This window comes from Undibacterium sp. FW305-107 (assembly GCF_058788535.1).
Map to the genome: position 1 here is coordinate 89,050 of NZ_JBYTAV010000006.1, position 25,020 is coordinate 114,069.

General features: G+C 50.2%; 27 protein-coding genes. 21 read left to right on the forward strand and 6 right to left on the reverse strand.

What is annotated here, in order from left to right; genetic code table 11:
• Positions 1-65 precede the first annotated feature (65 nt).
• The 3 genes from AC3WQT_RS14475 to AC3WQT_RS14485 are packed head-to-tail and all read right to left on the reverse strand — an operon-like array spanning position 66 to position 2,081.
• On the reverse strand, positions 66-938 hold the full coding sequence (locus tag AC3WQT_RS14475; RefSeq protein ID WP_492704658.1) for an AraC family transcriptional regulator: 873 nt from the start codon (positions 936-938) through the stop codon (positions 66-68).
• A 27-nt stretch (positions 939-965) separates the two neighbouring features.
• On the reverse strand, positions 966-1,436 hold the full coding sequence (locus AC3WQT_RS14480; RefSeq protein ID WP_492704659.1) for a GyrI-like domain-containing protein: 471 nt from the start codon (positions 1,434-1,436) through the stop codon (positions 966-968).
• A 33-nt stretch (positions 1,437-1,469) separates the two neighbouring features.
• Positions 1,470-2,081, reverse strand: a complete 612-nt coding sequence (locus AC3WQT_RS14485; RefSeq protein WP_492704660.1) for a GyrI-like domain-containing protein — start codon at positions 2,079-2,081, stop codon at positions 1,470-1,472.
• Positions 2,082-2,181: 100 nt separating this feature from the next.
• Between AC3WQT_RS14485 and AC3WQT_RS14490 the strand changes: the two genes are divergently transcribed.
• The 10 genes from AC3WQT_RS14490 (at position 2,182) to AC3WQT_RS14535 (ending at position 12,072) form a co-directional block, all read left to right on the forward strand.
• Positions 2,182-2,724 carry a GNAT family N-acetyltransferase gene (locus tag AC3WQT_RS14490; protein ID WP_492704661.1) on the forward strand — a complete coding sequence of 181 codons (543 nt, stop codon included), beginning with the start codon at positions 2,182-2,184 and terminating at the stop codon, positions 2,722-2,724.
• Between the two features lie 240 nt (positions 2,725-2,964).
• Positions 2,965-3,663: a hypothetical protein gene (locus AC3WQT_RS14495; protein ID WP_492704662.1), complete on the forward strand. Its 699-nt coding sequence runs from the start codon at positions 2,965-2,967 to the stop codon at positions 3,661-3,663.
• Positions 3,664-3,722: 59 nt separating this feature from the next.
• A complete protein-coding gene (locus AC3WQT_RS14500) occupies positions 3,723-5,420 on the forward strand; it encodes an OmpA family protein (protein WP_492704663.1) in 1,698 nt (565 codons plus the stop codon).
• A 5-nt stretch (positions 5,421-5,425) separates the two neighbouring features.
• Positions 5,426-6,223, forward strand: coding sequence for an ABC transporter permease (locus AC3WQT_RS14505; protein WP_492704664.1), 798 nt, complete (start codon positions 5,426-5,428; stop codon positions 6,221-6,223).
• Complete coding sequence (locus tag AC3WQT_RS14510; RefSeq protein WP_492704665.1) at positions 6,220-7,131, forward strand: ABC transporter ATP-binding protein; 912 nt, start codon at positions 6,220-6,222, stop codon at positions 7,129-7,131. Before AC3WQT_RS14505 ends, AC3WQT_RS14510 begins: the two co-directional genes overlap by 4 nt.
• Before the next feature lie 22 nt (positions 7,132-7,153).
• Positions 7,154-8,047: a hypothetical protein gene (locus AC3WQT_RS14515; protein WP_492704666.1), complete on the forward strand. Its 894-nt coding sequence runs from the start codon at positions 7,154-7,156 to the stop codon at positions 8,045-8,047.
• A gap of 17 nt (positions 8,048-8,064) precedes the next feature.
• Positions 8,065-8,922, forward strand: coding sequence for a hypothetical protein (locus tag AC3WQT_RS14520; protein WP_492704667.1), 858 nt, complete (start codon positions 8,065-8,067; stop codon positions 8,920-8,922).
• Positions 8,923-8,978: 56 nt separating this feature from the next.
• Positions 8,979-9,698 (forward strand): PspA/IM30 family protein, encoded by a 720-nt coding sequence (locus tag AC3WQT_RS14525; RefSeq protein ID WP_492704668.1) that lies wholly within the window; start codon positions 8,979-8,981, stop codon positions 9,696-9,698.
• Positions 9,695-11,596: an ATP-binding protein gene (locus AC3WQT_RS14530; protein ID WP_492704669.1), complete on the forward strand. Its 1,902-nt coding sequence runs from the start codon at positions 9,695-9,697 to the stop codon at positions 11,594-11,596. The genes AC3WQT_RS14525 and AC3WQT_RS14530 overlap by 4 nt, the downstream gene beginning before the upstream one ends.
• A 26-nt stretch (positions 11,597-11,622) precedes the next feature.
• On the forward strand, positions 11,623-12,072 hold the full coding sequence (locus tag AC3WQT_RS14535; RefSeq protein WP_492704670.1) for a tellurite resistance TerB family protein: 450 nt from the start codon (positions 11,623-11,625) through the stop codon (positions 12,070-12,072).
• On the opposite strand, the gene AC3WQT_RS14540 is transcribed toward AC3WQT_RS14535, so the two are convergent.
• The gene (locus tag AC3WQT_RS14540) at positions 12,069-12,284 is read right to left on the reverse strand and encodes a hypothetical protein (protein WP_492704671.1); all 216 of its coding nucleotides are present in this window, start codon (positions 12,282-12,284) and stop codon (positions 12,069-12,071) included. The genes AC3WQT_RS14535 and AC3WQT_RS14540 overlap by 4 nt on opposite strands.
• A 127-nt stretch (positions 12,285-12,411) precedes the next feature.
• Here AC3WQT_RS14540 and AC3WQT_RS14545 point away from each other — a divergent pair, with 127 nt between their 5' ends.
• The gene (locus AC3WQT_RS14545) at positions 12,412-13,359 is read left to right on the forward strand and encodes a LysR family transcriptional regulator (RefSeq protein ID WP_492704672.1); all 948 of its coding nucleotides are present in this window, start codon (positions 12,412-12,414) and stop codon (positions 13,357-13,359) included.
• 20 nt (positions 13,360-13,379) lie between these two features.
• A complete protein-coding gene (locus tag AC3WQT_RS14550) occupies positions 13,380-14,357 on the forward strand; it encodes an alpha/beta fold hydrolase (RefSeq protein WP_492704673.1) in 978 nt (325 codons plus the stop codon).
• A gap of 47 nt (positions 14,358-14,404) precedes the next feature.
• On the opposite strand, the gene AC3WQT_RS14555 is transcribed toward AC3WQT_RS14550, so the two are convergent.
• Both AC3WQT_RS14555 and AC3WQT_RS14560 read right to left on the reverse strand, forming a co-directional pair.
• Complete coding sequence (locus AC3WQT_RS14555; protein WP_492704674.1) at positions 14,405-14,536, reverse strand: hypothetical protein; 132 nt, start codon at positions 14,534-14,536, stop codon at positions 14,405-14,407.
• Positions 14,537-14,947: 411 nt separating this feature from the next.
• On the reverse strand, positions 14,948-15,160 hold the full coding sequence (locus tag AC3WQT_RS14560) for a cold-shock protein (RefSeq protein ID WP_162043691.1): 213 nt from the start codon (positions 15,158-15,160) through the stop codon (positions 14,948-14,950).
• A gap of 506 nt (positions 15,161-15,666) precedes the next feature.
• Between AC3WQT_RS14560 and AC3WQT_RS14565 the strand changes: the two genes are divergently transcribed.
• The 9 genes from AC3WQT_RS14565 to AC3WQT_RS14605 all read left to right on the forward strand — a co-directional run bounded on the left by AC3WQT_RS14565 (position 15,667) and on the right by AC3WQT_RS14605 (position 25,020).
• A complete protein-coding gene (locus AC3WQT_RS14565; protein WP_492704675.1) occupies positions 15,667-16,734 on the forward strand; it encodes an STM4015 family protein in 1,068 nt (355 codons plus the stop codon).
• 6 nt (positions 16,735-16,740) lie between these two features.
• Positions 16,741-17,847, forward strand: coding sequence for an STM4014 family protein (locus AC3WQT_RS14570; RefSeq protein WP_492704676.1), 1,107 nt, complete (start codon positions 16,741-16,743; stop codon positions 17,845-17,847).
• Complete coding sequence (locus AC3WQT_RS14575; protein WP_492704677.1) at positions 17,840-18,505, forward strand: HAD family hydrolase; 666 nt, start codon at positions 17,840-17,842, stop codon at positions 18,503-18,505. The genes AC3WQT_RS14570 and AC3WQT_RS14575 overlap by 8 nt, the downstream gene beginning before the upstream one ends.
• Positions 18,493-19,299: an STM4013/SEN3800 family hydrolase gene (locus AC3WQT_RS14580; protein ID WP_492704678.1), complete on the forward strand. Its 807-nt coding sequence runs from the start codon at positions 18,493-18,495 to the stop codon at positions 19,297-19,299. The genes AC3WQT_RS14575 and AC3WQT_RS14580 overlap by 13 nt, the downstream gene beginning before the upstream one ends.
• Positions 19,296-20,636: an STM4012 family radical SAM protein gene (locus tag AC3WQT_RS14585; protein WP_492704679.1), complete on the forward strand. Its 1,341-nt coding sequence runs from the start codon at positions 19,296-19,298 to the stop codon at positions 20,634-20,636. The genes AC3WQT_RS14580 and AC3WQT_RS14585 overlap by 4 nt, the downstream gene beginning before the upstream one ends.
• Positions 20,633-21,496 carry an STM4011 family radical SAM protein gene (locus AC3WQT_RS14590; protein ID WP_492704680.1) on the forward strand — a complete coding sequence of 288 codons (864 nt, stop codon included), beginning with the start codon at positions 20,633-20,635 and terminating at the stop codon, positions 21,494-21,496. Before AC3WQT_RS14585 ends, AC3WQT_RS14590 begins: the two co-directional genes overlap by 4 nt.
• A gap of 135 nt (positions 21,497-21,631) precedes the next feature.
• Positions 21,632-24,025, forward strand: coding sequence for a TonB-dependent receptor plug domain-containing protein (locus AC3WQT_RS14595; RefSeq protein WP_492704681.1), 2,394 nt, complete (start codon positions 21,632-21,634; stop codon positions 24,023-24,025).
• 175 nt (positions 24,026-24,200) lie between these two features.
• Positions 24,201-24,788, forward strand: coding sequence for a DUF2975 domain-containing protein (locus tag AC3WQT_RS14600; RefSeq protein ID WP_492704682.1), 588 nt, complete (start codon positions 24,201-24,203; stop codon positions 24,786-24,788).
• 7 nt (positions 24,789-24,795) lie between these two features.
• Entirely contained in the window at positions 24,796-25,020 is a 225-nt protein-coding gene (locus tag AC3WQT_RS14605; protein ID WP_492704683.1) for a helix-turn-helix domain-containing protein, read from the forward strand.

Below are 25,020 nucleotides of genomic sequence, written 5' to 3' on the forward strand. Positions count from 1 at the left end.
GATAGATTAAATTGACTTATTGCTTATGTTTTGCTGTGCTGCTGTCATACTGACATTGATGAACCTCAGCGCAAGGGCATGTAGATATTACTTAATAAATCAGCGGGTGCAGTATCGCGCGGGTTGTTCAGGTACTCTTCAAACGGCGGCGCATCGTCGATTTCTTCCCCTGATGCAGGCAGCCAGACGCCAAAGAACCAGCGATAAACCGGCTGCATGTCAGAGTAAGGGCCTTTGTAGGTCAGCACTGCATATTTGCCACCGCGCAGTTCGGTCAAAGACAATGGTGCTTGCAATGCCTGCTCAGGCAGGGGCTGCGGCGCACTGATGCAGGCTTTGGAGCGCAACTTGTCTTCATCCACAGTCATGGCATCGTCATAGTAAATCCCGAACCAGCGGGTATCTTCCCTGAATAATTGCCGCGATGCGGCGCAGCCAGTCAGGATATCGAAGGTCTTGCTGATACCCATGTAACTGCCGGTATTATCTATGCTCAGCAATTGCACCGCTGCGGTGTTGGTGATGCTAACCGGGAAGTGCAGGTCGCCGCTGAGTTCATCTGGCAGCGGGAACTGCTGATGGCTGCCTTCCTTGCGATAACGTGCAGGTGGTTGCCCATAGACTGATGCAAAAATGCGGGTGAAGGATTGCAGGTTGGGATAACCAGAAAATTCCGCGATTTTATCTATCGCCATGTCGCTGCGCGCCAGCAAGGTGGCCGCTCTTTGCAAGCGCAAGCGCTTGACTGTCGCCACCACGCTTTCTCCATGAATGGCACGGTAGATGCGGTGCCAGTGGTAGGGTGACATGCAGGCGATTTCGGCCAGCTTGTTCAAATCCAGGTCTTCATCCAGATGCGCATGCAGGTAATTGGTGACGCGGCTCAGGCGACGTTCATAACTGACTTGCAGGGCTGGATTGGTGGACAATGCGGACATGCTGGCCTCAGGATAATAATGTGGCGCTTATTTTATACCGATGTAGATCGCAGCTTGAGTTGCTCCCTGATACTCTTCAAAGTCAGTCAGGTAAAGGCGCTGATGTTCGGTGCTATTCGCAAAATAAGACCAAACCTTGCCCCAGCCCTCTATGATGGCGGCAGGCATTTCACCTTGGCATTCAAATACCATATAACGACCCCCAGCGATGCTGATATTGGCCAGTTCTGCTGAAGCTGCCATGACTGCAACACCGGCAGTCACATTAAACAAGCCATTCGCATCGCTCTCATAATTTGAATACACGCCATAGATTTTTCCATCGCCGGTTTTTGCGGGCAAGGTCTCCGGTAAATTTTTGGCAAAAAATTGTCCCCACAAAGGGCCTATCTTGCCGGTAGCATTATCGGCTTCGTCAGCATTGCGGGTGCGTACTTGCAGGCCGCTGATCTGGAAGCTGCTTATTTCTACAACTTTTTCTACGATTTTTGTTTGCATGGTTTTATCCTGTTCTGAAAATGATGATGGGTTCTATTTTTTCATGGGTTGGCGGATGATGGTCTTCCAGTTTTCCGCTGCTGCCTTGCGTATGTCACTAAGATAAATCTCGTGATGCTTGCCTGTCAGCTTGCCATGTTCGTCGATGTATTGATGCAAGCGGTCTATGGTCGGCCCTTCTTCACTGAACGGGCCTTTGTGCAGGATTTGTGCGCAATGGCCTTCATGGAATCTTTCAAAACGTAATTGCTGCAATGCTGGCAGAGTTTTTTTCTTGCCCGCTGCCGCAATGGCATCTGTCACCATCTCAGCAGTGATAAAGTCAGGCTGCATGATCATCATGGTCCAGCGCCATTCGCTTTTGCGGTCTGCTACAAAAGCAGCCATATCATCAGCCGACCAAAGGCCCTCAAGTGGCATGACTGCATAATCAATTGCGGCGCTGCTTTTCCTGATCATGAACTTCAGGGTGTAAGCTACTGTGAACAGGGTTTCTACGGCTGCTGCATAGCTGTCTGAAAAGTTTGGATCACCCTGGCCATCTATCATGAGAAAATTAAATGCAGGGACATCCACCTCATTCACGGTAGCGGCCGATGCCTGATAGACAGATTTCAGTTGTTTCTTCAAATCCAGTTTATCCATGATGAAGGTGTGTACTAGTCAGCGAGGTGCTCACCTTAACATGAAGGGATTTGACAAATCTTGCGGACTTGCAGTCCATTAGTCTGGAAAAGGAAAAGTGATGAATGAAAATTTGACGATACGCTGTGCTGCAGAAACTGACATCGCAGCCATGCAAGCCCTGATCGCACGGTCAGCGATACAGCTCAGCGCATCCTTTTACACACCTGAGCAGGCGCATGCTTTGCTCACGCATGTGTTTGGTGTTGATACCCAGCTCATCCATGACCAGACTTATTTTGTCATAGAAGAGCAGGGCAGCATGCTGGCCTGCGGCGGCTGGAGCAAGCGCAAGACCTTGTTTGGCGGCGACCAGGCCAAGCAGGGCGTGGATAACTTGCTTGATCCCGCAACAGATGCGGCACGCATACGGGCTTTTTTTGTTGAGCCAAAGGCTGCGCGCCGTGGCCTGGGCCGTCTTTTGCTGGAGCATTGCAGTGCCCAGGCACAGGCAGCGGGTTTTACTATACTGGAACTGGCCGCCACCATGCCGGGGGAGCCGCTTTATCTGGCTTGTGGTTTTACGGTGTTTGAATGCTTCCAGCTGGATTTGCCTGGCGGCGTAGTTGCACCATTAAGTCGCATGCGCAAGCACTTGGTTTAGCATACTTGCCATTGGGAAATGAAGGAGGTTTGCAGGCAAGGCATATTATTAAATAGCTATTGATATTTGCAACTGTTCCCTCACATGCTGCTCAACGCGCACAATGGACAGATAATACTGTGTTCCCTCAGAGACAAATACCTGGTTTTCAACTGCTGTACACATGCAATCAAAGTGGCAATTTATGCCAGCCTGTTGTATCTTGTTGCACACATAGATTTTTCTGAAGAGGTAATTCGCGTGAAAGGTATCCTGAAGTTTCTGGCTGCTGCCAAGCTGGTCGAACTATCTGATGAAGAAAAAATGAAGTTGCATGGTGCTGATCCTGCAGAAGAACTGATGGAAACCGGGCATGCAGCCGAAAGTGAAGCGCCTGTGGCAGACAATATCAATGCCAGCCAGGACCTGCCACCACCCATAGAATACGCAGCTGCCGATGTTGCCGAGGGCAAGTCTTTTGACGATATCTTTAAAAGCGCCCAGATACCAGATTCTCCTTTTCCGGCTGAACGACTGCTCAGATTGCTTGATGGCCTGCGCGCCATGGACGAGGCTACCCGCAAGGCGGCAGTGCACGCCATGGATGCAGCGGATGATAACTGGACCATCGACGATTCTGTCATTGATGCACAAAGAAAAATCGCTGCACTGGAAGATTATCAAAAGGCGCTGGAATCCCAGCTTACGGCCAACCAGCAACAGGTAGTTACTGAAGTCGCTGATTTGAAACAGGCTGAAGAAAGAGCTGTGACTGAAATCCGCAAACAGATTGCTGAAATGGAACGGCTGCTGGAGCGCGAGATACAAAAAACCGCTGAACAGATCACTAATCTGGAAGGTGGCCAGAAAACTGCAAGGGAAACCTGTGAACGCGAAGTAAAGCGCTTGCAGACAGAGATAGAAAGATTGCGCGAAATCCCTGCGCAATTTTCGCACTGAGTTCTGAGTAAACCATACTGAACTCACACTGACTAACAACACATCATCAAGGAATGACCATGGCTACAGCTAGCCCTCTTGCAAAAGGACTTATTGCAGTGATTATCCTCGGCGCCGCAGGCTCTGCAGCCTGGAATCTGGCGCTCAAGGACTGGTGGGCTAACCGGGCCGATGCAAAATCTGGCGCGACCGTAACAGCCAGTGCACCAGCAACAGGCAAGCCGAATGCTGTAACGCCGTCGGGCAAACCTGCCCCTGCACCAGTTTCTGGTAGCGGGCCACTCGGGTCTGGTGGCAACCCCCTGAAGGTCAGTATCGTCAGCTTCCATGGTTATGCGCCTGCGCTGGTTGCCAATGGCAATAGCCTGACTACACAGGCCAATTCCATTTATGCGGCCAAGGGTGTCAACATGCAGTTTGTCATTCAGGATGACATCCCGGCGCTGGCAACCGTGTTTGAATCAGGTGCTGCACAATGTGCATGGCGTACTTCTGACTCATGGGCGCAGGAGCAACCTAATTTGCGCAATACCGGCCTGGATGCACGTGCTGTCATGGTGGTCGATAATACCCAGGGTGCAGATGCCGTCATCGCCAAAGACGGTGGCATACGCACGGTAGAAGACCTGGCTGGCCGCTCAGTGGCAGTGCTGCAGTTCACGCCATCGCATGGCATGCTGATTGATGCGATAGAAAATTCGTCCATGACGGCACGCAAGAAAGAAAGCGTCAAGTTTGTCTTCATCAATGCCGATGAGGGTACGGCGGGTGTACGTGCTGCACTGGAATCAGGCAATGTTGATGCTGCCGCCCTGTGGGATCCTGACCTGTCACTGGCCTTGCGCAATGTCAAAGGTGGCCACGTCGTGTATTCCACCAAGACTGCCACCAACCTGATTTTTGACATCATGGTGTGTGACAGCCGCGTACTGGCAAAAGAAGAAAACCTGCCGGTCATCCAGAAGTTTGTTGAAGGCTGGATGGAGGGCGTGACACAGGCACGTGCCAAACCTGATAATGCCGTCGATGCCCTGGTCAATACGGAAGAATTCTTCAAACTGCTGGCCAAGCAGGAAGGCAAGCCTTTCATCAAATCACTGTTCAGTAACCTGGTATGGACAGGTCTGGAAGACAATGCCCGTATCCTGGGCCTGGTTGGTGGTACTAACCACTATGACCGTGTGTATCGCCGTTTTGATTCCATCTACCGTGCGGCAGGTGCGCTGGCAAATCCAAAATCGCCAGTCATCAATCCGCAAGACAGTTTTGACTACCGCTTCATCAAGGCCATGCTGGCCAAGAACACAGCAGTGGAAACTGCTGCAGCCAAGCCTCAATACCAGTTTACTGAAACTGCACAAAAAGTGGCTACCCAACAAGCAGCCAGCGTCACCAAGCCAGTTACCGTGAGTTTCACTACCGGCAGTGCAGAACTGACCAAGAAAGCCCAGCGTGTGGTCGATACAGAAATGGTGCCTTTCATAGAAAACAATGGCAGCGCTTATTTTGAAGTCAGCGGCAATAGTGATAGTGTTGGTGCACGGGACTCCAACCTGCGCCTGTCACAGGCACGTGCGGCGGCGGTTGTGAAGTATCTGAATGAACAATGGGAATTCCCCAAGGCGCGTTTTAAAATTGTCGGTAATGGCCCTGACAAGCCACTATGCAATGAAGACAATCCTGCGGCTGATGGCCTGGCGCTGGAAGATTGCCGTGCCCTGAACCGCACTACCCGTATTGGCGTATTTTCACGTTAAGCATCATGACGACATTCTGGAATCCCTATGCCGTCATGTCGCCTGGCTTGCGACGCCAGTTGGGCATAGCATCTGTCGCCACGGTACTGGTGCTGTGGGCTGCGATTGCTGCATCGGGCATGGTCAGTCCGACCAGGCTGCCATCGCCCTGGGCAGTGGCACAGGCCATGCTGTATCTGGCATGGAATGAGGGTAACAGCATGTTGTTCAATGCCACCCTGTGGTCGGCTGGCCGGGTATTGGCGGCTGGCCTGCTGGTGATTGCTATCGGCATACCAGTGGGTGTCATGATGGGTGCTGCACCGCGTTTGAATGCCTTGCTGTCACCGCTGATAGATCCTTTCCGTTCTGCCCCTGTGGTCGCTTTGCTGCCCATACTCGTCATGTGGCTGGGCATAGGTGAGGTGATGAAGATCGCCTTCCTGTTCATCGGTGCGGTGGTGTACCTGGTGCCCATGGTGCGTGATGCCATACAGGCTGTGCCACAAAGTTATTACATCAGCGCCCGTGACCTGGGTGCCACACCTTGGGAATGCATAACAAAAGCCGTGCTGCCCATGGCCATGCCGCGTATTGCCGACGCTGTCGTGGTCAGTATCTCGGTCATGTGGACTTATATTACCGTGGCTGAATACGTCAATGCCCGTGAAGGCCTGGGCCAACTGATACAGAACGCACGCCGCTTCAGCGCCATGGACCAGGTGTTTGCCGGCATCATCGTCATCATTGCACTGGCACTGGTGACTTACCAGTTGATGCGCCTGTTGAAAAGAAAACTCTATCCATGGGAAACTTCTCAGTGAGCACAGATACCAAGACGGAAACCATGACGGACAATATGGCGGACAAAGGCGCAGACAAAAGTGCTGCAACTACCATGACAACGACCACCGACATCAGCCTGCAACTCAATGAAATCGTGCAGGAATATACCAACGAAGGTGGCCCGGTTACGCGCGTGATTGATGGCATTAGCCTGTCGTTTGACAAGCCCACCATCAATATGTTGCTGGGCCCGTCGGGCTGTGGCAAAAGCACCTTGCTGCACATGATGGGTGGTGTGCGTCCTTTCGGGGTGCAGTCACCCACATCCGGCTCTGTACATATCAATGGCGAAGCATGTGATGGCCCGCATGACGATGCCGTTATGGTATTTCAGCGCTATGCAAACCGCCCTGACCTGACAGTCTATGAAAACGTGGCATTTCCATTTCGCCTCGGTTTGTGGAAGAAAAAATTCCCCGAAGCTGAATGGAAAAAACGCGTAGACGATATGCTCGAAGCAGTAGGGCTGGCTGACAAGAAAAACCTCTCGTCTGCGCAATTGTCAGGCGGACAAAATCAACGTGTGGCACTGGCGCGGGCGCTGGTATTGCGCCCACGTATCCTGCTCATGGATGAACCCTTTGGCGCGCTTGACGCACAAACCCGTGAAGAAATGCAGCGTCTGCTGATCACTTTGCATAAAACCAGTCCCTGCCTCATCGTATTCGTCACGCATGATGTGACTGAGGCCTTGCTGCTGGGCGACCGTGTCATCGTCTTGTCTACCCAGCCTGCCAAGATCGCTGACGACTTTGAAATTACCGAGAGTCGCCCACGTTCTGCAGTATGGCAACGTTCTACCGAGGCAGTTACCATGCAGGAACGGGTGCTCTCACAACTCCACAAATTAAGCGCCGGACGCGGTACGCTCAGAGTCACCATTTGAAATAACGAATTGAAATAAAAACGTGCAGATCAAACAAGTTTCATATGTGAAGGAAATGCTGTACAGCCAGGGCAATGTCTTTGCCGTGCTGGGTACCGTCGCCGCCAGCGTATTGATATCCATACCCTATGGTTTCAATGCCGCGCTGATTCCCCTGATAGGCCTGGTGGCTGGCGAAACCATCGCCGCCATGTTCATACCGTATTCAGAAAATTTCCGCGCCACTGTCGACAAGAAATACCGGGAGCAGGAAAGAGCCGCCACGAGACAGCATTTTCTGGATGAAATCCACAAACGCGAAGGCATCGCCTTCAAGGTATTTGGTTCCATGGATGCCTATCAGCGCATGCTGCAGCATGTGGCCTCCCTTTATCAGTATGCCAGTGACAGCCGCACCAGTCTGTCCATGAATGACGTGGAAAAACTCGACGATGCTACCCTCGATTACCTCAGCATGTGGCTGGCCCTGACGGTGATAGAAGAACGTGCAAACTCGGTCAATATGAGAGAAGTGGAAATGCGCCTGGAGCGCATAGATCAGGACCTGGCAGATATCAAGCCAGGCATGGATCAGTTGCAATTGCAAAAGGCGCGCAATGATTATTTGTCCCTCATCACCAGACAGCGCCGCATGCTCAGTCGCAAGGCGGCGATAGAAGCTGCCATCATTTCCATGCCAGACCAGATGGATGAGATTTACCAGACCATCATGACCGCACCGACTTCATCTGACGTTGATTCCAAGCTGGCAGAATCGATAGCCAAGCTGGGACTGGAAGAAGACCTGGAAGCGGAACTCGAAGGAGCATTGCGCGATACCGTGCCTGTCATTTCGCAGGAGCTGGAAAACCGCCGGCAAAGCCGCGTCGCAGGCGGGGCAAGAGTGCAAGCGCAGGCACAGAAAAATACACAGTAAACTGGAAGGCGAGCATCATGGAATACAACATCATTACGCAGGAAGATTTGCAAGGACTGGCAGACTTTGAGCTGGCGCAGGCACGCGTGAAGAACGCACTGAACCATGCCGGTAAGGATGGTGCCGTGGGCCTGCTGCGTTTCTTTGCACGCTATACCAGCTGGAATGGGTTTTTTGGTTCCGGCGTGGCTTCGCTATCTGGCAAGATAGGGCGTTCGCGTACCACTTTTGTTGACCAGACCATCGCAGAGCGCCTGCTGAATGACCGCAGTGTCTTTGTGGCGAGTTTTTTCTTTGATGCCGCGCGTGATGAGTTTGATGACCGCGATACTGTGCATCGCGATACTCATCGTTGCCTGGCCCAGGCGACACTGGCTGGCTTGTTGCGTTTTGCCAGACAGCAAGGCTATGCTGCTACTACCGCAGAACTGAATAAACTGCTCAATGAGCCCGCCTGGCTGAAAACCCTGAATGCCAAGGTGGCACAAGGCTACGGCAACGGCAGCGAAGACAGCAGGGATGCCATCATGGCAGCGATAGGCTATCATCTGGGATCAGAAATCCTGGCTGACCGCGAGTTCTCGATGATAGATGAATACCTGCGCAAAGAACAAAAAGAAGTGACCCGGTTCCTGAAAAAGGCAAAGCAGGATATCGCCGGTCAAAGCCATTCATGCTATCAATGGTTGCAGATACATAGTGGTCATGGCGGCGCAGCCGAGGCTGACCATTTTGAATGGGCCACCAAGGGTGCCGAACTGGCCTTTACCTATAGCCCGAAAAAGGAACATGCAGCCATGCGTGCCAGCCTGGACCTGGGTTTTCAGACTTTTGCCAAACATCACAAAACCTTCTTCGAAGCGATTGTTCGATAAACGTGGTTAATTCACAGCCAACTCACGGTCAATTATTTACCTAAAAGAGGAACATCATGTCTGACAGTAATTTCATCGCCCGCTTATCCAATCTTTGGTCAGGCTTCGTCTCATTGTGGATCACCGACGTGGAAAAACGCCACCCGGAAATTGCCTACCAGAATTCCATCGATTCCATGATCAGCAAGTACACCAAGCTCAAGGCTGCTACCGCCGCCATCATACGCCGCAGGCAGGATGTAGAAGCTCGTTTGAAGGCTGAACAAGCCGAACTGGCATCCATCACTGCCGACCTGGAAGGCGCTATCGCCACTAACCAGGACGATCTGGCAGTCGTGCTGATACAAAAGAAAAATGCCCTCGATGCCAGCGTCGCTGCCCTGCAAGATGACATGAAAATTGCCCAGACCGATGCCGATGATGCCAAGGATTCTCTGCTGCAAGTCAAGGGCGAGATCGATAAACTCAAGGCAGAAAAAGACCGCATGCTGGCGCAGATGCACAGTGCGCAAGCACGGGTGTCAATACAGAACCAGCTCGAAGGCTTGTCTGTAGATGCCGAAGTCAAGGCCCTCAGCAATGTGCGCGACCATATTAAAAACACCGTGGCTGAAGCCAACCTTGGTCAGGAATTGCGCAGCTCTGACCTTGACGTGCGTCTGGCAAAACTCCGCCAGAGCAGCGGTGCAGTCACAGCCAAGCAACAACTGGAAGACATGAAAAAAGCCAGGGCTAGCCAGGCAGCAGGTACTGCCGCTGGTGGCAAGACAATGTGATTGATGCAGGTAATCAAGCGGTCAAAGAAGTGATTAATGAAGTAGTCAATGTGATAGAGCAAAAATCCATGAGCGAACCTGGCACTAGCAAGCGCATTCTGCCCGTCTGGGCAGAACAGCTGAGGCAGAAATATCTGGCGGGCGAGGCTTCTGTCTTCGTCTTGTATGGCAATGTATTTGACCGCTACCTGGTCGATGGTGTCGCCCATGGCATGTCTGAATTCTTGTCTCAGGTTTTATTGAAGGACAATAAAAACCGCATCATGGAAATCAGCCTTGACCGCGGCGTGCGTTTCCTGCAAGGCGCAACGACAGAGGAGAAGGAAGTCTTGTACGGCTATTTGGCTGACAAGGGTTTGCCTGGCATCTTTGAATCGGTAGAGCGGCGCATGCGTGAACATGCATCGAATGCCGTGATCTTCCCTTATGCGGGCACGATCTTCCCGAATGGCGACCCGCAAATGATGTCGCTGGAAGACCGCATCGCCTTCACCACCCTGCATCGCTGGTCACTCGATGATGCACTGGCGCAAAAAGACAATGTTGTCATCTTGTTGTGTGAGTCACTGGCCGAGATCAATCAGGCCATCATGTCCAATCCCAAGGTGGCTGCAGTAGAAGTGCCAATTCCGCAAGAAGCAGAGCGCGAAACAGCGGTCAGGCATTACGCCCCCAAGATGGAAGAGCAGCAAGTCAAATTGCTGGCGAAGCAAACTGCTGGCCTGCGTGTGATACAACTGAGCAGCATCGTTGCTGCTGAAGGCCCGCAAGGCCTGCGGGAAGCAGAGCGTACCAAACTCATCGCCAGTCTCTTGCAAGGCCAGGCCAATGCAGAAGACCGGGCAGCAAAACTATCAGCCATCACGGCAGGCATGACACCGGAAGAAATCGCCCACCTGATAGACCCGGGCAAGACTCTCTCGGTGGATGTTGATGTTGACCCCTATTCCGAAATGATGGAAATAGTGCGCAAGCGCAAGCGTGAACTGATAGAAAAAGAATGCGCTGGCCTCATCGAGTTTATCGAACCCAAGCATGACCTTAGCGCGGTCGGTGGCAACGAACATATCAAGACTGAATTGATGGAAATTGCCAAGGCCATTAAATCTGGCGACAAGGCAAGATCACCCATGGGTTTGCTGGCAGTTGGTGCGATGGGCGCAGGCAAGACCTTTGTCATCAAGGCATTCTTGAAAGAAGCGGGATTGTCAGGCGTGAGCCTGAAAAATTTCCGCTCCAAATGGGTGGGTTCGACTGAGGCCAATCTTGAGCGTGTGCTGAATGCCGTCAAGGCCATGGGGCCGATAGCCGTCGTCATTGATGAAGGTGACCGCAGCTTTGGCAAGCAGGGCGATGACTCTGACGGTGGTACCAGTTCACGCGTGATTGCCCGTCTCAAAGAATTCATGTCTGATACCGAGAACCGCGGCAAGGTCTTGTTCATTCTCATGACCAACCGTCCTGATAAACTCGATACCGATATCAAGCGCCCTGGCCGTCTGGACAGGAAGATACCTTTCTTTTATGCCGACACTGCCACTGAACGTGCTGACATCGTCAAAGCAATACTTAGCCGTTACGACGTCAAATGTTCAATAGACTGGGCCAATACCCTGCCTGTGTTTGATGTCTTGCGCGGCTATTCAAATGCCGATCTGGAAGCAGTAGCCTTGCTGGCCCTGGAATTTGCCAAGCGTGGCGATGGTGAAATTACCTCAGCAATTTTTGAGATGGCCGTGGCCGACTTCATGCCACCGCAAGAAACACAAATGATAGCCTTCATGGAAATGCTGGCCGTGTTTGAAACCTCACGCCGCTCCATGTTGCCGGACCGCTTCAAGAATATGACACCGCAAGAAGTGCAGCAGCAATTGCAAGTCTTGCGCAATGCGATTTAAATTCAATCTATATCCAGGAGAAAACCATGTTTCCATTTCTTGCCCCACAATCCCTGAGTGATAGTGCCATCATCGCTGCCAGCAAAACCATGTTGCAGGTAGCAAAAACAGATGGCATCCATCCTGCAGAAGTTGCTTTGATCAAAAGCTTCTATGAAGGCAGCATCAGCGCAGCAAGCCACCCATCTTTCGATGATGTATTGGCTGCATCCGCTGATTACACACTGGCAGCAAGTGATTTTGCGACAGAGCAAGAACGTGAAATGGTTCTTGCCCTCAGCGTCATGACAGGCTTTGCCGATGGCGCATTCAGCGATGCTGAAACGCAAGCTGTACGTGCCATTGCTGCCAGTCTGAATATAACACCAGCGCGTTTTGATGAAATCAATGAAACCATCAAAGATCATATGCTGGCACAAATTTCACATTTGCCTGATGCGGGATCAGTGGCTGTGGTTGCCAAAGAGCTGGGTTAATTGTCGTCCTTGTTTGTCTGTATCTGTTTGCTTGTTTGCTGATATGGGCGCTCCCATGATCCCAGCCTGTGCTGGCGGGGCATGGGGCGCGCATCTATCCTGCTGTTAACACCCGTTATCCATTGATCAAAAGCTGCGCGCGCAGCCTTGACCAGATCAAATAACCTGGGAAGTTTCCCTGCCTGTTTGATGATGAATGATAGGCTGTCCATGTTGTTTTCCCGTCTCTGATAGACCACATTGCTGGCCAGTTGATGCAATCAGCTCTGGTCATGGGCGCAGTATAGGTGCTAATCTGTGCATATTAAATCGACGAATTTGCAGTTTTAATTCGCAAAAATGCACAGACAAAACCTACCTTCTGCTGGTGTTTCTGATAAGCCGGGACAGCCTGCCACGCGCCTTGACTGGGATGATTTGCGTTATATCCTGACGGTAGCGCGTGCCAGTTCCCTGTCTGCTGCTGCCCGTGTTTTAAAAGTCACCCACTCCACGGTATTGCGTCGCATAGAAGCCATAGAAGCAAAAATGGAAGTGCGCCTGTTTGAGCGTTTACGCACGGGCTATGTCTGTACCGAAGCTGGCGAAAGCCTGCGGCACGCAGCAGAACAATGCGAACCCCTGATCGCCCAGGCCGAGCGCGAAATCATGGGCGGCGATACCCGTCTCACTGGTCACGTGCGCGTCACGACAGCGCATGTAGTTGCCATGTATTTGTTGCCCGCAGCAATGGCAAAATTTCACGCATTACACAGCCAGATTGAAGTCGAAGTGCGCACCGCCCGCGAAAGAGTGGACCTGGCGCGGCGCGAAGCTGACGTGGCGATACGCATGTCAGCCGACGTACCGGATACCCTGGTTGGGCGACAGCTCGGGCAAGTCAGGATACGTGTGTATGGCTGGCATGAAGCCCCTTGCCTGGCGGCACTCAAACCAAAGATTTTGTTGCCTCTGGAAGTTTTGACACGGGAGTTTCCCTGGATAGGTTTTGATGGTCAGGACAGGAGTTATGACCGCTGGGTTGATGCCCATGTGCCATCCCAGGTCGTGGTGGCACGTGCTGATCATTTTCCCAGCGCCACGGCCCTGATCAAGACCGGCATGGGCATCAGCATTTTGCCAGAATTTGTGGCCAGGGACGTGACTGGCCTGCAGGCTTTGTCTGAACCAATCACGGCCTTGCAATCCCCTTTATGGATGTTGACGCATGTGGATTTACGCAATACCGCAAGAGTACGTGCTTTCATGCAAATTGCAGGTAACGCACTGGAAGCAGCTTTGAAGTAAGACCTCCCTGAGGAATAAATATGCAAAATTCGTTGCGTCCTGGTAAGCGATTTTTCTTGAAACTTTTCCTCTTCATAGCCGGTCTGTGCGTGGCCCTGCTCGGTCTGGCAGGTATTGCCCTTGTAATGTTCTGGGCACCAGATAAACCCGTGGACGAATTGAAAGCTCGCTGGGCCCCGCCGCCATCGCAATTCGTCAATGTCAATGGCATTGCTGTCCATGTACGTGACGAAGGCAGGCGTGATGACCCCGTGCCCATCGTGCTGATACATGGCACCTCGGCCAGCCTGCATACCTGGGAAGGCTGGGTGGCAGAACTGAAAGACCAGCACCGCGTGATCAGCATGGACATCCCGGCTTTTGGCTTGACAGGCCCCAGGGCCGATGCTGATTACCGCAGCCCTACCTATGCAAAGTTCATACTCGATTTGCTTGACACCATGCAAGTCAGTCATTGCATCATCGCTGGCAATTCTCTTGGTGGCGAAGTCGCCTGGCAGGTAGCTGTCGCCGCACCGCAAAGAGTAGAGCGCCTGATACTGGTGGATGCTGGTGGTTATGCTTTTAAAGCTGCTTCCATACCTTTGGGATTTCGTATCGCCCGCATGCCGCAACTGGCATGGATAGGTGAACATTTCTTGCCACGTCATTTGATGGAAAACAGTGTGAAAAACGTCTACGGCAATCCAGACAAAGTTACACCAGCCCTGGTGGACAGGTATACCGCCATGACTTTGCGTGAAGGTAACCGTTATGCCCTGGGCCAGCGCTTTCAGCAAACCAGTTCTGGTTCACATGCAACCAGCATCAAAACTATCCATGTTCCCACGCTGATTATCTGGGGTGGGCAAGACAGGCTGATACCACCAGAATATGCCAGCAAATTCAATCAGGATATCGCAGGCAGCAAGCTGGTGATATTCGATAAACTGGGCCATGTGCCACATGAAGAAGATCCCGTAGCGACGGTAGCCGCAGTGAAGGACTTCTTGAAATAATTCTTTGGATGTAAACGCAAAAAGCCCACCAGGGGTGGGCATTCCATTCATTCCGGCAAACTGACAACAACCCATGCTATCTGCATGGTGTCACTGATTGGTACATCACCCGTGCTATCTGCGCGGTGCAATGTGGGGGTGTTTGCCTGTTCCTGCTGGTCCGCTATAGTTCGGTCCATGTCAGGAGGTACCACGAATGAGATCCTTCAACACTTCACTACACCATTTCCCGGTTCGCATATGCATGCAAATCCAGCCGGTGAGAATGAAGGCGCTTTGGAGTAGGCTGAGCTTACTCTGCGGTCTTGTTCACAGGATGCACTATGCATCCTTTAACGACAATACCATTTTCTCTTAATCCATGCTATCTGCGTGGTACCAAGAGCCGGTAAGTATCATTCTGCGCATCAGCATTTTGTACGAGACATAAACACTGACAGATGAAGGGTGTCGCCATGCGATTGACTAATTCCCAGTGACCCATGCTATCTGCGTGGTGTCACTGGCCGGTATTACTAAATTAGTCAAAAGCGCTGCGACCGGGCAAATTGAATTCACCCGACAAGGTCAATAAAGACCTTGGTCTGATATTAGGACAGAACCTGGATGTTGCTGGCTTTGTCGCCTTTAGGGCCGGCTGTGCGCTCGAAAGACACACGCTGGTTTTCGCTCAGGCTTTTGAAACCGCTGGACTGTATGTCCTGGAAGTGGGCGAACAGATCTGCACCACCTGCATCAGGAGCGATAAAGCCGAAGCCCTTAGCATCGTTGAACCATTTAACTATACCTGTTTGAGTACTCATGTTTTTTCCTTTTGATAAAACCATGGGCAAAATCGCCCAAAATGGACTTGTAAGCAAGTGATAAAACCAGTGGAAAAAAGACAGAACAGCCAGAGAGATAAAGCTATGCGGAATTGGGACCAACAAATTAAGGACTTGATGCAAGTACAGGACGGAATATACACGTTTACTTCAAAAGTGCCTAATTTTCTTTAAAAATATTTTTGAAGGCATGCATTTGCTAGTTTATCAGCAGCGATAACCAGCGGTAACTAATTACTTTGTCAGGACAGCCCTGATAAAAAATATTTCCAGATAATTGTGTCTGAGAAATTTGTCCATCTTCATAGGAAAACAAATAGTAAAACTGTGCAATGTAACAATTGATTTTCTCGCTTGACAAGGTGCGGGGTGAACCTGATTATCTAGCATGAAAGACAAGATATTTTTGCAGCCCCCCAACAAGAAAAATGATTTGTTGATCATTCTTTCGCGAGACCAACCGCACACTTTAAAGGCGTCAGGCAATGAAACATTATTTTGAATACCAGGATTCCAAGTCTTACAAATTTTGGCAAGTTGAAATTGAAACGAATACCTTGAATGTGAAGTACGGCAAGATAGGTACGGCAGGCCAGGAAAAAATCAGCAGCTTTGATACACCAGAAAAAGCACAAAAAGAAATGGAAAAGCTGATCAGTGAAAAAACCAAAAAAGGTTATGTAGAAAAAACCGATGCCAGCGCCAAGAAAATAGCACGACGCATAGGCGTCAGTTACGACGAAGCAGAAGAAGGCAAGACTTTGCTGGAAAAAGTCACCGCTTTTCTGGACAGTAGCCAGGCAACAGAAGTTGAGTCACTGGTGATTGCCGCCTGGGAAGAAGCATATGAAGAAGGTCCGCAAGAATCTCTGGATCTCTTGATCGCCAATCCCGGCAAACTGCCACAATTGAAAGAATTATTTGTTGGTGACATGGATTCGGAAGAGTGCGAGATATCCTGGATCACCCAGGCAGATTACACCAAATTGTTTGCGGCCTTCCCCGCGCTGGAACGCTTGCATATCAAGGGTTCGAAAGACCTGATCCTGTCTTCCCAGCCACTAAAGCATGAACATCTCAAAGCATTGACCATAGAATGTGGTGGACTCCCCAAAGAAGCCATAGAAAAAATTGCGACTGCCCACTTGCCTAATCTAGAATATCTGCAACTGTATATCGGCGTTGATGAATACGGTTTTGATGGCAAGATCGACGATCTGCGTCCTTTCATGCAAAAAGGCTTGTTCCCCAAACTGAAACACCTGGGTCTGGTAGATAGTGAAATCGCCAATGAGATAGCAACTGAAATTGCACAGGCATCCGTGCTGGAGCAACTGGAAACGCTGGACTTGTCCATGGGTACTCTCAGTGACGATGGTGGCCGTGCATTGCTGGACAGTGCCAAGATAGGCGGACTTAAGAAACTGGATTTGCATTACCATTATTTGTCAAATGACATGATCAAGGAATTCAAAAAATTAGCTATCCTCGTCGATGTCACTGACCAGCAAGATATTGAAGATGAATGGCGTTATCCCGCTGTCACTGAATAAAGTCAGATGCAGAAATCCCGTTTTGTACTGATAGGCAATCCTGAAAACCGGCGTGTACATTTTTTTCAGGAAGCATTGCAGCAAGCAGGGCAGGATGCTGCCCTGGTCGTCCCTTACCTGAGTATCCTGAATGGTGAGTGCGAGCTATCTGATGTACTCAGGGACGGCGACACGTTAAGGGTAGAGTCACCCGGTGAAAACTTTGCCGTGGAAAAGAAAATACTCGCCCTTGGTGGACTGGAAAATGCCAACGGACTGGAAGATGAATGCGGCAGGATTTATCATCCGCGACTCTGGTTCCAGGGGTTTTCCAGATTGATGGAATCAATGACGCAGCAGACAGTCAAGCTGAGCTGGTTCAATCACCCTGACGATATCGTCAGCATGTTTAACAAGCCGCTATGCAAACAAATATTGCCGGACCATACGCTACCCGGCCTGCCGATCTTTTCCAGCTACGACGAATTTTTTGCCTTTGCAGAAAAGCAGGCTTACAGCCGTTTTTTTATCAAGTTGAATTCCAGTTCTTCAGCCTCTGGCATCGTCGCTTATGAATACAATAAGAGAAACGGTAAAGAACAAGCCTACTCTACCGTAGAGATCGTGCACAGTATTGATGGCGACCGTTATTACAATTCACTGAAAATAAAAAAATATACTACGCGAGACAAGATACAGAACATTCTTGATTTCTTGTTCGCACAGGGTGCCATGATAGAAAGCTGGATACCCAAGGCCAGGCATGAAGACAGCTCTTATGACTTGCGGGTAATGGGTATAGCAGGCCAGCGCAGGCACGCAATTGCCAGGCTTAGTCGTGGCCCCATGACTAATCTGCATCTGGGTAACCAGCGCTGTGCTGTCGATGAACTGGAATTGTCTTCATCTACATGGCAAGAGATCGATATCCTGGTAGAAAAAGCCATGCAGGCTTTTCCGCGCTCGCTATATGCGGGGCTGGATATCCTCTTGCCCAGAAATGACAAATCACCCGTGCTGCTGGAAGCTAATGCCTTTGGTGATTTGCTGCCTAACTTGTTGCACAAAGGTGAGAATACTTATCTGGCAGAAATCAATGCAGTGCTGGAAAGGCAGAGGCTGACTCATGCTTAAGACAAAAAAAGCCAGCCTTCTTTTTGATATCGACAATACCCTGGTAGACAGGGATGTAGCCTTCCATGCGTACATACAAAATTTTATCAGCAGGAATCGGGATGCGTTTTCTGACCAAGATATGTTGCAGGTGCATGCAGAAATGATTGCACTGGACTGCCATGGCAGGAAAGACCGCAAGCTTTTTTGTCATGAGGTATTGCAGCGTTTCCCAGAACTTCCTTACACCGCAGAAAGCTTGTGGGAAGATCATATGTCACTGCCAGATTTCGTCAAGCCAGATAGCGTGCTCAATGCGATGCTGGAGCGTTTATCTGCCGATTACCAGCTCATGATTATTTCCAACGGTTCAGCAAGTATGCAAAGGCGAAAACTGCATCAGGCTGGCCTTACCGCTTACTTTGAACATGTCTTCATTTCTGCTGAAGTGGGTTATGCCAAACCTGATACGCGATTGTTTTCACATGCCTTGAGTTGCGCACATCATGCCAGCGTAGTCATGATAGGGGACGACTACATCAATGATATGCAGCCTGCCATGGCCATGCAATTAAAAACAGTTTTTATCAATCCTGAAAATGAAACCGTCGCTGTCAAACCAGATCATCAGTTATCCGGTATCCATGACCTGGAGGAGGCCCTGGCATGCATGACATGAACCAGATTGTGGGCAAGAGCAATGTCCTCTTCATTACTCTTGATACCCTGCGCTATGACGTCGCACAACAAGAGCTTGCGACAGGTCGCACGCCTTTTCTTGCCAGTGTATTGCCTTCAGGCTGGGAAGAACGCCATGCTCCCGGTTCTTTCACCTACGCATCGCACTGTGCTTTTTTCGCTGGTTTTCTTCCTACGCCAGCCAGACCGGGCGTGCATGAACGTTTATTTTCATTGAAATTCGCAGGCAGTGAAACCACGGGAACAAACAGCTATTGTTTCGATACCCCAGACATCGTCAGCGGTTTCTCTGACATCGGCTACCGCACTATCTGCATAGGTGGAGTCGGTTTTTTCAAAAAGCAAAATCCATTGTCCTGTGTCTTGCCCAATCTGTTCCAGGAAAGTTATTGGCAGCCTGAGTTTGGCGTCACTGATACTGACTCAACCAGGCATCAAGTTGAGTTTGCCATAGAGTTGCTGCAACAAAAACCTGATCAAAAAGTTTTTTTATTTATGAATTTATCCGCACTACATCAACCCAATTGCCATTACCTGCCCGGTTCAGTTGGTGATAGCCTGGCCAGCCATGCTGCGGCATTGCGTTATATAGACAGTCAGTTGCTACCTTTGTTTCAGGCGCTCAATCAAATGGGCGATACTTTTGTGATTATCAGTTCTGATCATGGCACAACCTACGGTGAGGACGGTTATACAGGGCATAGGCTGGGGCATGAAAAAGTCTGGACTATTCCCTATGCTGATTTTCACATGACGCGCGGGAGCCTGATATGACAGAGATCGCTCATGCGTTTCGCCGTTATCTGGAAGAGAGCAATCGTTTTCAAAGCTATCTGTATTCTTACCCGCACAAAACAGCCTACAGAACTTTTGAAGAAAAACTGGATTTGAAAGAACTCTGGGCAGCAGAGAAAAAGCATGCGCTGTATCTCTATACGCATATTCCTTTTTGCCGCATGAAATGCTCATTCTGTAATTTGTTTACAGTGTCCCATCCCAAGGAAGACCTGGTCAGCCTGTATCTGAAAAAGATCCGGCTGGAAGCTGAAGTGGTAAGAGATAGCCTCGGTGATTTCAACTTTGCCGGTTATGCCATAGGTGGTGGTACACCCAGTCATCTGGAAGTCAGCCAGTTGGAGCAATTGTTCAATGTGTACACCGGTACATTGGGCGTAGATTTGAAAAACACGCCAGGTTCCTTCGAAATTTCACCGGACACCATCAATGATGAAAAACTGACTTTCCTGTCGCAGCATGGCGTGCAGCGACTCAGCATAGGCATACAAAGTTTCATCGAATCGGAAGCGCGTTCGGTAGGCCGGGTACAGCCAGAAAACGTGATGGAACCGCTATTGGAGAAAATAAGCAGCTATCAGTTCCCGGTATTTAATCTGGATCTGATTTATGGCATCCCCGGGCAAACTGCAGAAACCTGGCTGGCATCGCTGCAAAAAGCGGTGCAGTTTCAACCGACGGAAATCTTCCTGTATCCCTTGTATGTGCGCCCATTGACTTCACTATTCAAGAAGCATATCAGTATACAAAACGAAGACATACGCAGCACACTCTACCGCATAGGACGGGACTTTTTGCAGGCCAAGGGTTATGTGCAAGACTCCATGCGTCTGTTCCGCAAGCCAGTTGCCGGCCTGCGTGAGAGTTCAGAATATTCATGTCAGGAAGATGGCATGATTGGTCTGGGCACGAATGCAAGGTCTTACACGACAGATGTGCATTACTCGACAGAATATGCGGTATCAAAGCCGAATGTGGCAGCGATCATCGATGACTACGTTGCGAAGGAGCGTGCCGACTTCATGACAGCGGGTTATGGTATACGCCTGTCTGAGGATGACAGGAAGCGTCGTTATCTGATCAAGTCTTTGCTGAAAGCGCAAGGGCTGGATGCTGCGCATTACCAAGGAATTTATGACACGGATGTGCATGCGGATTTTCCTGAACTGCAAACCTTACTGGAAATGAATCTGGCGCATGCAATTGCAGGGCGCATGCAATTGCAGGGTGAAGGCATGGCTTATTCTGATCTTATCGGTCACTGGTTTATTTCGCCCGCAGTCAAACAAAAGATGCAGGAGTATGTCACCAAATGAGCCTGAAAGTCATTTATCGCGGCCATCTGACAGATTGCAATTACAGTTGCGAATACTGTCCGTTTGCCAAAGAAAAAAACAGCCGTGAACTGCAGGCGCTGGATAAAAAAGACCTGGACAGATTCGTAGCCTGGGTAGAACAAAACAGCAGTGCAGACCAGCCCATGGAAGTGTTTATTACGCCTTACGGTGAAGCACTGGTGCGCAAATGGTATCAGGAAGCGGTGATGCGTTTGTCGCATCTGCCTCACGTGAGCAAGGTGGCGGCACAAACAAATCTGGCCTGGAATACGCAATGGCTGTCGCGTTGCAATACCCAGACCACGGCTTTATGGACTACCTATCATCCCGACTTTGTGACGGAAGAAAAATTTCTCAGCAAATGCAATGAGCTGGCTGCCTTGCAGATACGCCATAGTGTAGGTGTTGTGGGTTTAAAACAGCATTTCCCGCAAATCACTTCTCTGCGCCAGCGCCTGCCCCAGGATGTGTATATGTGGATCAATGCCTATAAGCGTGAAGTTGATTATTACTCGGAAGAAGAAATCGCTTTCCTTGAAGATATCGATTACCTGTTCAGGTTGAACCTGCCCTGGTATGAAAGCATGGGTAAAGACTGCAAGGCTGGCAGCGAGGTGGTGTCTATCGAAGGTAATGGTGACCTGTTCCGCTGCCACTTCATCAAAACCCGTAAAGGCAATATTTTTACGGACCCGCTGGCTAATATGCTCAAGCGAGAAACTTGCAGCAAAGCGACTTGTCATTGCCACATAGGTTATATCCATCTCGATGCCATGAAATCGCATGAAGTGTATGGCAGTGGCTTGCTGGAAAGGATACCTGTGCGTTTTGCAGGATGAGCGGCAAATGAGATGAAGAGTTTTTGCTATATATGATTTTTTCATGCTTTTAGCTGAAAACAATCGTTTGTCGTCTATGCACAAGGAAGTAATATCGGTTCAATTAAAGCTCATTAGCATGGAAAGTGATACCGAATGAATTCAACTTCAAACTTAGCCTCAACTCTGCCAAAGCGACGAAATGCCGTACTGGTAACAGCCTTGCTGGCCGCCTTATCTGCCATGTCTGCACAGGCACAAGAAATCATCCCGCCACAATCAGATACCGTAATTGTGACTGGTACACGCAGCATCAAACGTACCGTGTCTGATTCTGAAGCACCGGTCGACATATTGATTTCCAAAGATTTGCAATCCACAGGCTCTGGTGAACTGGCAACGGTGTTGAGCCGCTTGCTGCCTTCCTTGAACTTCCCGCGTCCTGCCGTGGCTGACGGTACATCTGCCAGCCGCCCGGCGCAATTGCGTGGCCTGTCACCTGATCAGACCCTGGTGCTGGTGAATGGCAAGCGCTGGCATACCTCGGCTGTGGTGAATGTGAATGGTACGGCAGGGCGGGGTTCTTCACCGGCTGATTTGAATACCATCCCCATCAGTTCGATTGAAAAGATAGAGGTCTTGCGTGATGGTGCAGCGGCGCAATATGGTTCAGACGCGATTGCCGGTGTCATCAACATCATCCTTAAAAAAGGGGCGAATGGTGGTGAAGTGCAACTGGGTGGGGGCCAATACAGCAAACGTGATGGTACTCAGGGCAGCGTCACAGTCAATTTTGGTACGGCATTGGGTGACAAAGGTTGGGCGCGTTTTACCGCAGAACAGCGCAATCAGAATGAAACCAACCGCGCTGGTGCTGATTTCCGTAATCCGCTAGAACCCTTGTACGGCAGAGTCAATCAGATACAGGGTGACCCCAGGCTGCAACAAACCAACCTGGGTGCAAATGCTTCGCTGGCATTGGCCACAGACATAGAATTGTATGGCTTTGCCAACTACAGCCGCCGCAGCACTGATGCTGCAGCGACCTGGCGCACGGCCTACACCACAGGCACGACTTTGCGCACCCCGCTGTACCCAAATGGTTTCCTGCCGAATGAAGCCGGGACAAATACCGATGTGTCTGTCGTCGGCGGCGTCAAAGGCCGTACTGATGGCTGGCGCTGGGATGCCAGTGTCAATTATGGTTCCAGCGAATTCAGCCTGGATGTCAACAATACCGTCAACCTGAGCCTGGGTGCCACCAGCCCTACGAAATTTTATGCCGGCAAGCTGAAAAATACCCAGACACTGGCAAACTTTGATGCGGCCCGGGAGATAGAATTTGCCGGCTTGGCAAACCCGCTGACACTGGCCGTTGGCGCAGAATACCGCCGCGACCAATATGAAATTGGCGCAGGTGAAGCGAATTCTTATTTCGGTAGCGGTGCCCAAGGTTTCTCTGGTTTCCAGCCTTCGAATGCAGGTAGCTTCAGCCGTCACAGTGCAGCTATCTATGCGAATATCGAAGCTGAACTGAGCAAGCAACTGAGTGCTTCGCTGGCTTTGCGTCATGAAAACTACAGCGATTTTGGCAGTGTCACTTCTGGCAAATTGTCTGGCCGTTTTGAATTCACTAAAGAATTTGCCTTGCGTGCTGCGGCATCGAATGGTTTCCGTGCGCCTTCACTGGCGCAACAGAATTACACTATCTCGACAACTAACCTGATCACCATCAATGGTACATCGCAACTGGTGGATACCGGTACTTTTGGCGTCGCTACGGCTGCTGCCAAGGCTCTTGGTGCTGTACCGCTACAGGCAGAAAAATCACGCAATTACAGCCTGGGTGCAGTCATACAGCCAAGCAGGAATGCGACCCTGAGCATAGATGCTTACCAGATCGATATTGATAAACGCATTCTGTATTCCGGCAATCTGGTCTTGCCTGCGGCTTTGCAAAGTGTGCTGGCGCAGCAAGGTGTACTGGTCGGTGCAGCGCGTTACTTCACTAATGCGCTCGATACCAAGACCCGTGGTGTTGATGTAGTTGGCTCTTACCAGATACCACTGTCTGGCACAGACAAGCTGGGCTTTACCGTGGCCTACAATCACAATGATACGACCGTCAAAAATGTCGCTGCCAATCCGGCGATTCTGACGCAAAACAATCTCTTGCTGATAGACAGGCAAACCATCAACCGCGCAACCGAGGCGACACCAAAAGACAAATTCAGTATCGCTGCTGACTATGCCTTTGCCAACTGGAATATCCATGGCCTGGTCACACGCTATGGCAGTTTTGTCTCACCACAAAACAGTGTCGCACTGGACCAGACTTATAGCGCCAACACAGTGCTGGACCTGGTGGCTAGCGTCAAGCTGGGTAAATGGACTATCAGTGCCGGTGTTGATAACCTGACTGACAAATATCCTGACCAGGTGACATCGGCAGGCAATTTGAATTCTGGCGGAACGCTGCCGTATTCCACATTTTCACCATATGGTTTCAATGGCCGTTATTACTATGCGAAGGCCGCTTACACCTGGTAATCATGTGATTTGAGCTGTTTTTTGTTAAGGGCTGCTTTATGCAGCCCTTTTTCTTTTGTTTCCTGCTTGATGATATTAAATAACGGCATTTATTTATCGATAAACGATAAATAAATATTGCATTTCGAAATTTATGACGTAGAATTCACATCACCAAATCAATCAGGAGTTGCAAATGCAAGTTCAGAAACATGCCAGGATTACCAATATTCGCAAGTTGAGCAGGTATTTTCTGTTTCTGACCGTGCTTACTATGATCATCGTCGCGATAGGGGCGATAGCTCTGCCTGTCATCGTCATGATGGCACCTGCTGGCGATTTGACAGTAATGGCTTACCTTGCCAAAGCAGTCACCATCGAAGACGGTTTCTTCTCCTTGCTGCGGGAGGGCTTGAGTACGGAGTTAAAAGTCACAGCTGTGCTTGCTTCGCTGTTTTTCTTTGGCATGATAGAACTGGTACTGGTTCACTTGAATCAATTACTGACCTGTTTTCATGAAGGAGAAATCTTCAACAAGAAGGCAGTGTTCCATGCAAAAAAAGCGTTCAACATTAACCTGATACTGGTCGGCATCATGTTTCTGGTGGAGTTGATTGCAATTGCATTGAGCTACGTTTATCCTGGGCACGAAGCCACTGGCAGCTTTGCTCACTTTTTTGGAAAATCATTTGACCAGCTCATCTGGCTGGGGGCCTGCCTGCTGTTGCTCTGGTCGCTCGAAATTGGTGTCGATCTCAATGAAGAAGCTGAATTGACCATCTGAGGACGCCATGCCCATTACCGTTAATCTGGATGTCGTCCTCGCTCAGCGCAAGATGCGTTTGAATACCCTTGCTGAGCTCGTCGATATCACGCCACAAAACCTGTCCGTATTAAAGACCGGTAAAGCCAAGGCAATACGCTTTGATACGCTGGAAAAAATTTGTGAGGTACTGGCATGTCAGCCTGGCGACATCCTTGCTTATACAGCCGACACAACTGATACAGAGACCTGA